General features: G+C 47.3%; 10 protein-coding genes. 2 read left to right on the plus strand and 8 right to left on the minus strand.

What is annotated here, in order from left to right:
* Positions 1-6: 6 nt before the first annotated feature.
* The 3 genes from FO446_RS17845 to FO446_RS17855 are packed head-to-tail and all read right to left on the minus strand — an operon-like array spanning position 7 to position 2,780.
* Positions 7-1,131 carry a DUF4350 domain-containing protein gene (locus FO446_RS17845; RefSeq protein ID WP_237898657.1) on the minus strand — a complete coding sequence of 375 codons (1,125 nt, stop codon included), beginning with the start codon at positions 1,129-1,131 and terminating at the stop codon, positions 7-9.
* Positions 1,124-1,750, minus strand: coding sequence for a DUF4129 domain-containing protein (locus FO446_RS17850; protein ID WP_221868401.1), 627 nt, complete (start codon positions 1,748-1,750; stop codon positions 1,124-1,126). Before FO446_RS17850 ends, FO446_RS17845 begins: the two co-directional genes overlap by 8 nt.
* Positions 1,743-2,780 carry a DUF7847 domain-containing protein gene (locus FO446_RS17855; protein WP_173608099.1) on the minus strand — a complete coding sequence of 346 codons (1,038 nt, stop codon included), beginning with the start codon at positions 2,778-2,780 and terminating at the stop codon, positions 1,743-1,745. Before FO446_RS17855 ends, FO446_RS17850 begins: the two co-directional genes overlap by 8 nt.
* A 176-nt stretch (positions 2,781-2,956) precedes the next feature.
* On the opposite strand from FO446_RS17855, the gene FO446_RS17860 reads away from it, so the two are divergent.
* Complete coding sequence (locus tag FO446_RS17860) at positions 2,957-3,535, plus strand: hypothetical protein (protein WP_229088087.1); 579 nt, start codon at positions 2,957-2,959, stop codon at positions 3,533-3,535.
* Positions 3,536-3,778: 243 nt separating this feature from the next.
* Here the strand turns inward: FO446_RS17860 and FO446_RS17865 are convergent, their stop codons facing one another.
* The 4 genes from FO446_RS17865 to FO446_RS17880 form a co-directional block, all read right to left on the minus strand.
* Entirely contained in the window at positions 3,779-4,927 is a 1,149-nt protein-coding gene (locus FO446_RS17865) for a glycosyltransferase family 4 protein (protein ID WP_173608101.1), read from the minus strand.
* A gap of 33 nt (positions 4,928-4,960) precedes the next feature.
* On the minus strand, positions 4,961-6,817 hold the full coding sequence (locus tag FO446_RS17870; RefSeq protein WP_221868403.1) for a CotS family spore coat protein: 1,857 nt from the start codon (positions 6,815-6,817) through the stop codon (positions 4,961-4,963).
* Positions 6,818-7,000: 183 nt separating this feature from the next.
* Positions 7,001-10,273, minus strand: coding sequence for a DEAD/DEAH box helicase (locus tag FO446_RS17875; protein WP_237898658.1), 3,273 nt, complete (start codon positions 10,271-10,273; stop codon positions 7,001-7,003).
* 102 nt (positions 10,274-10,375) lie between these two features.
* Complete coding sequence (locus FO446_RS17880; RefSeq protein ID WP_232773300.1) at positions 10,376-10,600, minus strand: DNA primase; 225 nt, start codon at positions 10,598-10,600, stop codon at positions 10,376-10,378.
* 279 nt (positions 10,601-10,879) lie between these two features.
* Here FO446_RS17880 and pdaA point away from each other — a divergent pair, with 279 nt between their 5' ends.
* Entirely contained in the window at positions 10,880-11,665 is a 786-nt protein-coding gene (pdaA, locus tag FO446_RS17885; RefSeq protein WP_237898664.1) for a delta-lactam-biosynthetic de-N-acetylase, read from the plus strand.
* A 70-nt stretch (positions 11,666-11,735) separates the two neighbouring features.
* On the opposite strand, the gene aspA is transcribed toward pdaA, so the two are convergent.
* On the minus strand, positions 11,736-13,160 hold the full coding sequence (gene aspA, locus FO446_RS17890; protein WP_419466132.1) for an aspartate ammonia-lyase: 1,425 nt from the start codon (positions 13,158-13,160) through the stop codon (positions 11,736-11,738).
* Positions 13,161-13,220 lie beyond the last annotated feature (60 nt).

A 13,220-nucleotide genomic window follows, 5' to 3' on the forward strand; every position in this document is an offset into this window, starting at 1 on the left:
TAGTTGTCACTCCTTCTCCAGACGCTTCGTAATCTCATCCAACAAAAGACTGTCTGCAAGCAAGCTCTTCGGCGAGTATCGCCCTTCGTTTTTTGCCTGCTCCAGTCGCTCCAGCAGATGAGCGAATTTCTCTACCTCTTGATTTGTCCATCTTGTTTTGGCATATCGCACGATTTCCACACGATCAGCTCGCAGGTGCACTCCCCATCGATCGTACAACAGCTGTCGCATGTACGTTTCTCGATGTCGCAACGCATCCTTTGCCAGCCCTCTTCGCTCATACCAGCTAGACACGGCAAGCAACGTCTCATCACCACGTCGCACCGTCCATTCCCTAAGCGTATAGACTGGTCCGAATCGTTTTCCTCTCCACCACACATACAGCAAAAGCAGGATACCGAGTTGGATGCAAGCGGCTATGAGCCACCCCGGGTAGATCGCCAAAAAACCTGGTTTTTCCTGCAAGCCGTGATGGTATTCATCTACCCAAAGAACTGACCAATCCCCTTGTACATACGGCCAGATCGCTTCAAAGTGGGACAGTCGATCAATTTTTTGATTGGTTAGCCATTCCGGTACGAGAAAAAACGTGACACTGCCATCTCCCACTTCTGTTCTTCCTCCGAGTATCCCTTGATCGTCGTAGAGAAGTGGCTCCATGTCGTCCTCTTCTAAAAATCTCAATGAGGTCTCCGCTTTGCCCATGAAGCTGCCCTGAACGAGAGGTCCCTGAATGTTCCGCTCCTGCTTTTCTTTACCTCGGATGTACTCCGTATCAAAGGGAAGATCTTCCCACTCTGGTCTCGAGTGAAAGAGAATCAGGTCATTGCCTTCACTGACCCAGTCCAGAATATCTATCTGTTCCTCTGGCATCAGCCTTTCCGGCTCTACCACGAGCATGGCCTGCCCAGTTGCTGTCGGTAAAAAACGCATCGGCTGACGCCATTCCTTTACCTGCTTGCCTTTTTCCTCCAGTAGTACTAGCACCGCCTTAATTCCACTCGGCTGTGCAGATGAAGCCAAGTACGGTGGGAGAGGCTCAGCTGCAGGCTTGACGATCAACCAGCCCACGATAACGAGCAACAAGGTAGCCACAACGATTCCGACGCGATAAGTGCGCAAACTATCCATGCTGTCCCTCCTCGCGCCAGATGCCTTCCAGTTCGTTCACACGCTGCCAGAATGACCCTTCATCAACAAGTGCCTGCCCGTACCAAACAGCGTCGAATTCTCGTGCGAAACTGCCGAACACATCGCGTAAGCTCGGCTGATTTGCCTCAATTTCTTCTGCGTATTCCCAATTCGTTTTCCATTTCTCCACACGAACCCACGACTTCATTTGCAAATAAACCAACAACGCCAAAAACAACGAGCGTTCTCCTTCCCGCCATTCTCCTCGCGCTGCTTTTTCCTTCGCATCACGCAAATAATCTGCATGAGAACGTATTTTTTCACCGTCCATAAACAGCGGTCGATGCTTCTTCTGTTCCCAAATCATCCTGCGGAACAACCAGTAAATGATGCCGACCAGTCCCAGTACTGCCAGGATGAGCACGAGTGTCGATACGGTATTTGCCGCACCAGTTGGAATATAGGTCCACTCAAAAAGATCGGCGATCAACTCGATCAAAAACTCCATGGCTCTTTGAATCCAGTTCTCTCCACTGCCTTGGGGCAAATTAAACTCGTCTCTGGCTAGAATCTCTTGTAAATGCTCCTTGTCATCTACCCAAGGACTCGTGCTAATCATGTGTAACTCCCGGCTCTTGTGCAGGGGTAGGAGCTGCTGGTTCTACTGGTGCAGATGTGGCAAGCTGACGGCTTACGAGCTCTTGTAAATCTGTCCCGTCTTTTCTCACACGAAGATCAAAGTAAGCCAAGGCGTAAACAATGGCCATCCAAGGACTCAAGAGGCAGGTAAGTGCAACCAGAATCATTTGCGCCAGAATAGATGTGCCTAAGACGCCCGTGAGTACTAATTGTATGCCGCTAGAGAACATCGAGTAGATCACACTCAAAACAACAAAAATACCGAATAAACGCCAAAAGTTTCCTTTTGTCAAATTCCAGCTCTCACCGATTCCGATACCATCGCGTTCGAACAGAACGAGCGGCATATAAAAACCCCAACGAATTAAGAAAAAGCCCGGTACGAGCATCATCCCGGCAATTAAGAATAAATAGCCAAATAAAACCAGAACGATCATAAGCACAATACTGCCTTCGTCTGACGGATCAAACATAGTTTCCAATGTCATTCCACCAGCGAAGGCGATCATAACGAAAATCAATCCATATACGATGACAAATGCTGTCGACACTGCAAATGCGATTACTCCATATAGGAAAGTACTGCCCGCGAGCGGCCAAAATCGGCGAAGTGCCCCCTTCAAGGCATCTTTTAAGCTCAAGGTCTCTCCCTCGAGAGCAGCCTTCGTCAGTAAAATCGAACCGGAAATCATTTGCGGATAGGCGATGATCAAAAGAATCGGTCCGACAAGGAATATGAATATGAGCAACATAGGCAAGCTTTGTGTCATAAATTCTTCTTGTCCGGCAAATCTTGCGCCTAACGATTCTGCAAAGTCCATACCTTCTGTATCTTGTGCGAGCAAAGGCACTCTGGTAAGGTCAACCAGAAGCAGTTGCTGCAGGAGTAATAATGGACCGAACCAAATTAAAGCCAACAAAAAGAATGCTCCAAAATGCTGGCGATACACTGAAAAGCTCTTGTCCAACAGCTTCCCCACTCCCATGGGGGCAATCGGCGTACGATTCATGAGAAACCTCCATCTTTCTTTTTGAGAGTACCTGATAAGTATACACGATTTTCCTGTTTTTTTAAAAAAATCATCTAATTTTGCTAATGTTTTCCTGCCTGATTTTGTCAAATCAGGTGTTAGTCCAATGCGGTCGCCACCCTGTTGAATATGATATTGCATGCATAGTTAGGAGGGTGTTGCCTTTGAAAGCATTGAGAAAGAAGCAGCTAAAAGCAAAGCAAGCCCGCTGCCGCTGCAAGAAGCGATCTACCAAACGCAAATCCAATAGTCTGCTCAGGCAGTTACGTCGTTTTGTGCGTATCCACGTTCGCGCACCTCAAGTGAATGTGACCACCCCCACCCCTCAAGTAGAAGCGCCTGTTGTGCAAGTAGATGCTCCCGTTGTACAAGTAGAACCGCCTGTTGTACAAGTAGAGGCACCTTATGTACAAGTAGAAGCTCCAAAGCCAATCGTCATCCCGGCACCGTTAGTGAAGGTAGATGTCGAGAGGGAAGAATCAGCGGATCAAGCATGTATAGAAGGGCTTCGTCAGGAACTTGGCAAATGCATGAGAAACGATCAACTTGTGGAGGTCTTACTTACGACGGATTGGGGACCTGAGGGTCGATCTTATCGAGTCGGCAAGCTTCTGAGAGTGGACGAAGGAATCATTGAATTACAGACCTTACCCTCCTCACGTACCAACGGAGCCTCTATTCTTATTCCTATCACCCACATCGTCGCGATTATTCCAAATGTACAACCCAATTGAACAAGCTGATATTCTGCGAGGCTTTAGGAGGGACTAAAGATGAGGGGAGTCTGTGCGTAGTAGATTCCCCTCATCTTACCCCATTTCGTACAATACGCATGTGGGACAAGCCCTTTTGTTCAACGGGCCTGTCCACTTTGGCGCAAGACATTGCATGATTCTTTCGTCTCGAAGATATGAATAAACGCCCACTTCTCCGATCTTACTTTAGGGAAGTGGGCCACTAGCATTCACTTTTTGGTTTTACATACCCCTGTTATTCCATACGTCTAGCACATCTCTTGCGACCCGATCCCATGTAAATCTTTGTTCGGCAAGCTGGCGTCCACTTCTCCCCATTTGACGTTGGAGGTCGCGGCTGGACAATAGTTGTTTTAGCTGTACAGCAAACGCTTGAGGGTCCTCCGGCTGCTCGACCAACAGTCCATTGCCTCCGATGATCACCTCAGCATTTCCACCCCGTTTTGTCGTGACAAAAGGCAGACCGGCAGCCATCGCTTCATAATGGACACGAGCCAGTGGTTCCTCCCATTGTGAAGGACAGACAAAAATGTCCCCCGCCCAGAACCAGTGGTGAATCTGATCTGCCGGAACAAAACCCGTTGTAATAACCGGAACAGGCGAACGATTCGCTAATGAGCGTACATATGCTGCATAGTCACTGATTTTATTTTCACCGTACCAGGACCCTCCAACCAAAACGAGAGCAATGTTGGAATGGTAGGAGCGGAGTTCATTCATCGCACGAACCAGAATATCGGCCCCTTTTTTCGGCGTCAATCGCCCAACAAACAAGATCACTTGTTTGTTGCCCAGATTGTGGGTAGCCCGAAGTTCCTGACGAATCTTTTGCGCCGTTTTGGATCCTTCTACCGGAACGAATGTATCCAGGTTTACACCGGAATAAATCGTACGAAGCTTGTTTGCGGCTTCGGGATACAACGAGGCAATGACCCGGCCGACATAATCACTGATGGTGATGATCCGTTCTGTTTCAGCAACCGCTCTAGCAGCTTCTGCCTGCCCTATTTTTACCGGATCAAACATATCATTGTGCATACTTAGAATAATACGTGCGTTCGGGCATACTTCACGAATGATGGGAACCATCCGCGGTCGGTTAAAAACATGGATGACATCATAGGTGTTCGCACTCAGAAAAGCAGCTACTTCGCGTGCATAAATCTCGAACACACCTTGACCATCTACTCGCACATAACGCGCATTGTGAACTTTTTCATCCTTTGGTAGCGTGGGATCCGACGTTCCCAGGATAGTCAGTTCGTGATGCCTCCCTAGAATATCTGCAATCCCTGCAATATAAGTCTGAATCGCTCCCCCTCGTATAGGAGGGACTGGCAATTTTTCTGTACAGACCATGATAACTTTCATCCGTATTCTCCTTTCCCGTTCCGACTTCTTACATTAGTTGCCTCTCGTCTTCTTTGAATTTGGACGTTGCTTCTTCAACTGATTGTTGATGAGTTTACGGCTTAGTTTCGCCGCCTTGGCAACCTTCTTGTTCTTGTTGGAAGTGACGGTACGGGACTGCTGTTTAGATGTCCACACAGTTCCTTTTTTGTTTTTCTCTGCTTGACTTGCAGGTTTTGCTTGTGGTGATTTGGCCTTTACATTGATAGGGACCTTTACTTTACTTTGAAGCTTACTCGACTTTTTGCTGCTGTTTTTTGACACAGCGGAGATCATGCCCCGCTTTTTGTTTCGACGAACGAGTTTTTGTGGTTCACTTGCAACGAATGGCGCTGATGGCGTAAAAGGAACATTTCCCGAAAATGCAATTCGAGTTCTGCGGGTAGTGCTACTTTGTTCTGCCTCTGCCCCTTTTTGCTGGCTTTCTTCCCGTGTTACTGGCGTCTTCCGGGAAGTCGGAAGTGAAGTGGCTACTTTATCGCTTGCAGCCTCCTTGACTTTGGACTCTTTGACTTTAGACTCTTTGTCTTTGGATTCCTTCACCTTAGACACTTTTTCCTTGGATACCTTGACCTTGGACTCTTTATCCTTAGACACCTTGAGCTTAGTAGATTTTTTGTCTTTCGGTTCCTCGACCAAAGACTCTGTTGTTGGAGTGGATACCGCAACAGGTATGAATTCCTTGATACCGGATGCTAACCTTTGCGGTTCCACCACTTCCGTTATTTGGTCATAGTTGCCCGGTTCGTATTTGCTGATGTCTTTTGCGAGCTCTGCCAATGCCGCATCTTTCGTCTTATCCCCCGTCAAAACTCGCTGCAGAATGCCTTCCGCTTCCGTAGACAGAAAGATTTCGGGATCATAAAACATCTCTTTGAGGTGCTTATAAAATTCGTTTGGCACTGCCATATCATTCAAGAGCACCTCAAACGATTCGCGATCCAGCGGGTTTGCCTTATGATAGGCTTCGATCATACCGCGCATCCAGGTAACATCCCAGACGCCCATATCATCCATCGTACTGGTGATGAGCTTGCGCAAATCCCGAAACGGCAAATCATACGACACGCCATCCAGGTCGATGACCCAAAGCCCTCCCGGACCATTTTGACCATTTGACCAGCCATAATCTTGGTGCACCAATCCCCAGTGAGCCTCTCCCATTTTGATCATTTTCGGATAGGCAGATGCTTTTAATTTCTCTAAGGCTGCCCATGCTTGCTGTTCATAGTGATCGACGACGGCCAAAATGGATTTACTTGCCGGTGTTTCACTGTAGGCTTTTGCTACTTCCCGCATCCACCCGATTTTTTTGGCAATCTTTTGATAATGATTGGGCCAACGATATAAACGGGAAGAATTTTTGGCTCCTGCGGGCGGAACATAGCCTTTCGAATGCCGATGGAATTCACCAAGGCCGTAGCAGAGCTCTTGCGCGCCTACCAAATCTACTTTTGTTGCCGGTTGCAAAGCAATCCAATCGGTAACAATCCATAGTTTCCCGCCTTTTTCCACATAAAGACTTCCATTTCGGGCAGGAATCAGTGCTGGTACCCTTGCCCCCTGTTTGACAACGTATTCTTGGAAAGCCACACTATAGAGACTCCGTTCAGGTGTACGGTGCAGTACCTTTAGGCTGCGCGGACCTTTATCTGTTTCGATGCGCCAAATAGCCCCGCCTTTGTCTGGCTTGGAAGTAATGAGTGTACGACTCTTTACCGACATGTCATACTCCTTGATCACTTGTTCTGCGATCGCATCTACTTCCGGTGGCACCGTCATATCCCAGTTAGCCGGCGTTTCCGCATTCCCTTCTCGGGTATCCCATGGCTTAATCACATATTGTTCCATTCCATTCCCCCCACACTTCTGTGGTGATGCCTTCGTCCTTCTCCATAAGCTATTCGCTATGTCCTTTTCTCGAACCGGACAAATATCATTGGGAGTCTGCCAATTCGTTATTCGCACAGAGATAAAGTCTCGCAAAAAAACAGCTTGACTCCTCGCATGGTTGCGACAGTCAAGCTGTTCATGTTAAATCATCAGTAATTCACGTATTTCCTGCTCGGTTAAAGAAGAGATTGCCTCTTGTCCCGGTGTAATGATTTCTTCAATCAAGTTTTTCTTTTTTTGTTGCAGCTCGTACATCTTCTCTTCGACCGTTCCCTCTGCAACAAGCCTGATCACTTGGACGACGTTCTTTTGCCCGATACGATGGGCACGATCCGCCGCCTGTTGTTCGACGGCGGGATTCCACCACAGATCATACAAGATTACGGTGTCCGCGCCCGTCACATTCAATCCTGTTCCACCAGCTTTCAGAGACATGAGAAACAAATCCCGCTCTCCCTCGTTAAATCGGTTACACAAATCTAGTCTCTCTGCTACTGGTGTCTGTCCATCCAGATAGAAAAACGGGATACCATGATACCCCAGCTCGCGTCCGATTATTCCCAGCATCTCTGTAAATTGAGAAAAGAGCAAAACGCGCTTCCCTGCGTTTTTGCATTCACCGATGATCTCGAATAGCTGTTCGAGCTTGGCTGACCCTCCGTCATACTCTTTGACGAACAACGCAGGATGACAACATATTTGGCGAAGTCTCGTCAAGCCTGCGAGAATTTTGATCCGATTTTTTTGAAAGCCTTTATTGTACAGGTGCTTCACTGTTTCCTGTTGGAGCTGCGCCAAATAGGCGACATACAGCTTTTTCTGCTCTGGCAACAGTCTCGCGCTTTGCAGTGTTTCAATTTTGGCTGGTAATTCCTTCAGTACCTCCGTCTTGAGCCTGCGCAATAAAAACGGACGCGTCCGCTTCGCAATCGTATCTCGCGACAAGTCGAGAAATTCCTTTCGTGCCGGAAAAAGCTCCGGGAAAACAGCATCGTAGATGGACCACAGCTCCTCTACCCTGTTTTCCACAGGTGTTCCCGTAAGCGCAAAGCGATGCTTGGCTTTTATCCGTTTGACTGTCTGGGCTGTTTGGGTCACATAGTTTTTGAAGGTCTGTGCTTCATCCAAGATCAAGGTGTGAAAGGAATGCTCCTCGAACTGGGCAGTATCTCGACGCAAGAGCGGATACGAAGTAATGAGCACATCGATTTCTGAAAGCTCATTCACGATTTGATTCCGCTCTTCCTTCGTGCCATCCACAATAACGCTACGGATATTTGGCGCGAACTTTTTGATTTCATTGTGCCAGTTGTATAAAAGCGAGGCAGGAGCCACGATAATCGCTGGGAGCCTCTGTTCTCGGATTTCGGGCAGAACTGAGAGCAGAAAAGTAATACTTTGCAAAGTCTTCCCCAGACCCATATCGTCTGCGAGAATTCCCCCAAAGCCGTAGTGTGCCAGTGTTTTCATCCATTGATAGCCATATTTCTGATAATCGCGAAGTGTCCCTTGCAAAGATTGGGGTACGGGAAAATCAAGATTATCTGGATTACGCATATTCTCCAAAAACTGGCGCAACAATTTGCCTAGCTGAACAGGCTGTCCCTGCATGGGGATATCAAGCAAACGCAGCCCGCGAAATGCAGGCAGTTGAAAACCACTCCCCATTTGCTCAGCATATTGCATGCCCATCTCGTCCAAAAAACGATTAATTTGCTCAAATTCTTTTGTCTCCAGCGGCAAAAGTGCTCCATTCGACAGCCGATGATATCTGCGCTTTTCTTCTACCGATTGAATAACACTTCGGATTTCAGACTCGGGTATGCCATCCATATCAAAACGAAAATCCAGCCAATTGGTTCGCTCATCGACATCCACTTTTACTTTTGGTGGTAGGTGGAGAGGCTGAATCCTGATTTTCACGGAAGTGGTCGCGTATACCTTTAACAGCTTTTCCAGCTTAGGGACGGTGTGGTAAAGAAAGTCGTACTCAGCTTCTTCGTCATCCAGAAAATAGCCTCCTTCTGTGCGGGTAAAGGCACTTTCCTCCATCAGCTCTAAAATCTGCCGCTCCTTCTCCCCGTCACGCATCAGAATCAGCTCACTGCCACGTTGCCCTCCGCCTTCATAGCCTTCCAGCGGATTGATGATGATATCGCCATATTGAAACTCAAGCCCCGCCAGTAGCCGGTCTCTTACCCTGTCCAAATACAGCTTGGCTTTTAACTGGAATTGCACGACTCGTTCGGAGACGGCCTTTGCAATTTGTACGTTGCCCAGTTTCATCAAGGCCGGAACAATTTGCACCATGAATGGCTCGATTTTTTCTGGGGGAATGTGAATCCGCTCACTGCTATGAGATTCTAACAAGTGCTTCAACTCAGCCAAACTGTGGCATTGTTCCTTTGGCAGTTTGTGCCATTTGCCATCCACGAGTAACAATCCGTAAGCTTCCAAGACAGTGATTTGCTTGAATCCTTGGACTTCCAGCTGATATTGATCGGTTTTTGTCTGGTCAAATTCGAAGTGGAGTGGCGGCGGCTCATCTATACAGACAAATGTTGGATACACTTGGTCATGATGCTGGATGTGTACAGACGGTGCGGTAAGTAGCAAAGCAAATAATCGCTCCCACGTAAATGGTGGAACCAGAAGAACCCGTTCCCCACCCACATGCTTCTGTTCCTGATACTGGTAGCTGGCTGTCTCTCGATATATTTTTTCCGTGCGGTAAATTTGCAGGAGTTCGCGGAGGATGGCTTCATGCTCTGGCAAAAAGCGTTGCAAATTCGGGTCATAAGTAAATTGGTTAGAGAATCGATACACTTGCTGCTTATCCACCCGTTCCAAAAACGCGCGAATGTCCTTTACAATGTACAGCCTCTTTGGCCCTAGCCTCAGCTCTATTCCGATCATACTCTTGCGAAAGCCGTACGGTACGATTTTACATATGATTTCCAAGGCAAGCGTTGTTCGGGAATCCAGCAACACGCGATTATGGCTTGTCCGAATCGGTCGGTCCACGAACAAGCCGAACAGTCCCTCTGTCAGTTGGGAATCAGCCTGTGTTGCCATACCTGCTTGTCTCGTTGTAACGGAAGTGGAATAGCTGCCAGGATGCTCGTCTACTTGCAGTTCACGCATGATTAGCAACGAGGCTGCGATATGTTGACAGTAGTGATCGTACGACGTCAAAGTAGGACAACTGCACACGGCTGCCATACCAGACTCGTCCAGTTCAATGGTTACTTGATAGTTATTTTTCCCTGCATTCACTCTCGTTCTGATCCAAGCAGGTTCCGGTTGAAAATCCTCCACGAGCACGTTCCCAGAACGGTAAAAAGCCTTTCCTCTCTCATAAGAAAGGCGACCACACCATTCTTTTATCATTTGATGGCTCACTTGAAAGCTCATTTTCTGTTCCATCCTCATCTTGAAATATGTTTAATATTACAGAATGCAACTGAAAAAAGATACGCATGAAAGCGTATCTTTTCCCACACTTATAAAAATCAATTAGGCTTCGTCGTCAGGATCTTCGTCCTCGGAATCTTCGTCCTCGGAATCTTCATCCTCGGAATCTTCTCCAGCATAGTCTTCATCTTCTTCATCATCTTCATCGTCGTCATTATTGCCAAAGTATAATTTTTTCGTAGTGCCATCTTCGTATTCAATTTTTACTTCCATTTCTTCTGCACCTTCACCGAGTGCCTGTCGTAATTGCTCCAACCATTCGTCCATATTACCACACCTCCTGGGTATAGATGATCTCTTGGCAGCATTTGCCAACAGCTTTACTGTCGACATTGATACTATATGAAGAGTTTCTTTTTCATGTTTGGACAGCTGTCCCCGTCCTCACAGTAGACTTTTACACAACTTGCCCTCGCAAGTAATGCGTCTCCCAAGAAGCACCTATTGCCTACGTATCGTTTACATATTTGGAAGTAGACTGGACAAACTTTTGATGGAATCGACTTAAATACACCATGACTTCGCCACAGAAGGGAGAGCTCATTATTGAACAGACGATGGATCAAAAGCTTGTTGGTCGGGATTAGCTTGTTGCTTACAAGTGCCTTGCCGGTTGACTCGATTATGGCCTCACCAGATCATCCTTACCATTTTGGATTTAAAAAGAGCAAGAATGGTCAATTACCCTCGATCAATGAGGAAGGCTTTAAAAGCATTGTGGATCGCCACGGTGCGGTTTTTTTAGGGGATACCACGAAAAAAGAGCTTTACTTGACGTTTGATAACGGGTATGAAAATGGCTTTACACCAAAGATTTTAGACACACTTCTCTCAAAAAAAGTCCCTGCCATTTTCTTTGTGACAGGGCACTTTGTGAAGGAACAGCCCGAGTTGTTAAAGCGGATGGCACAGGAGGGACATCTGATCGGCAATCATTCTTGGAGCCATCCCGATATGACAACCGTACCGAATCAAAAAATCAAAGACGAACTGACAAAGGTAAGCAATGCCGTCCAGCAAGTGACCGGGCAGGCTAACATGCGTTACTTGCGGCCTCCCAGGGGAATTTTCAGCGATCGCACACTTGCTGTAACCAAAGATTTGGGCTATACCAATGTCTTTTGGTCGGTCGCGTACAAGGATTGGGATACCAAAGCCCAGCGGGGAGCAAAATATGCCTATGATAGCGTGATGGCCCAATTGCATCCCGGCGCTGTTATTCTGCTGCATTCTGTCTCCAAAGACAATGCAGAGGCTCTCGGGATGATGATCGATGAAGCACGCAAGCAAGGCTATGAATTCAAGAGCTTGGATCAGCTTCCGAAAAAGTAGCGCAAGCCTTCCCTTTTGCAAGCAAAAACTCCCGCTGCTTCGCATGTGCAAAGCGCGGGAGTTTTTGGGTTTAGTCGCGATCCAGCAAGGATGCTCCAGCAATACCTGGATGCGTCATTTCAAATGGATCGAGAATCAGATCCAGCTCTTCTTCTGTCAGTACATTGTGTTGCAAGCACAGCTCACGTACAGACTTTCCTGTCAATATAGCTTCGCGGGCAATGCGTGCAGCAGTCTCATAACCGAGATGAGGATTCACCGCGGTGATGACGCCTACGCTTTTTTCCACGTATTCTTTCATGCGCTCGCGGTTTGCTTCGATTCCTTCCAAGCAGTGACGCGTAAAGACATCGAATGCATTGTCCATAATGCTGATCGATTGCAGCAAGTTGAAGACAAGCACAGGCTCCATAACGTTCAGTTCTAGCTGACCTGCCTCAGATGCCAAACAAATCGTATGGTCATTTCCGATGACCTGAAACGCTACTTGGTTGATGAGCTCTGCCATAACAGGATTGACTTTTCCTGGCATGATCGAGGAACCTGGCTGACGTGCTGGCAAGGAGATTTCTCCCAGTCCAGCTCGAGGTCCTGATGCCATCAAACGTAAGTCATTCGCGATTTTAGACATGTTCATCATGCAAACTTTCAGTGCTGCTGATACTTCTGTATATGCATCTGTGTTTTGTGTAGCATCCACGAGATGCTCTGCACCTGTCAGCGGGAAGCCCGTGATATCGGCAAGATGCTTGACTACTGTTGTAATGTAACTCGGGTCAGCATTCAATCCCGTTCCTACCGCAGTTGCTCCCATATTCACTTCGTACAAATGCTGACGTGATTGCTTGATACGCTTGATGTCGCGCTCAAGTACTCGACGGTATGCTTCGAATTCTTGGCCCAAACGAATCGGAACCGCATCCTGCAAATGCGTTCTGCCCATTTTAATGACATCATCGAATTCTTTTGCTTTTTGGCCAAATGCATCATGCATCTTATCCATCGTCACGAGCAGCTTTTCCATCAGGGTGAGTGTTGCAATATGAATCGCTGTTGGGAAAGCATCATTGGTAGACTGAGACATGTTGACATGTGTATTTGGGCTCAAGTGGAAATAATCCCCTTTTTTCTCACCAAGCATTTCAAGACCGCGGTTCGCGATTACTTCGTTGGCATTCATATTAATCGAAGTACCTGCTCCGCCCTGGATCGGATCGACGATAAATTGATCATGCCATTTTCCTTGCATGATTTCTTCCGCCGCAGCGACAATCGCATTTCCTAAACGCGGATTCAATCTGGAAACTTCCATGTTTGCCATCGCAGCTGCTTTCTTTACCATTGCCATTGCATTGATGAGGGAAAAATGAAGACGATACCCGGTGATTGGGAAGTTTTCCGTTGCTCGCATCGTTTGCACGCCATAATAAGCATCTACTGGAATTTGCTTCTCACCAAGAAAGTCTTTTTCCACTCGAAACGTCTGTTGTTCCATTCTTATCAGACCAGCCTTCTAGGAATAATGGTTGCTACTTCCCCATTCTACCACAGTTTA

It is taken from the genome of Brevibacillus brevis (assembly GCF_022026395.1).
GTDB lineage: Bacteria > Bacillota > Bacilli > Brevibacillales > Brevibacillaceae > Brevibacillus.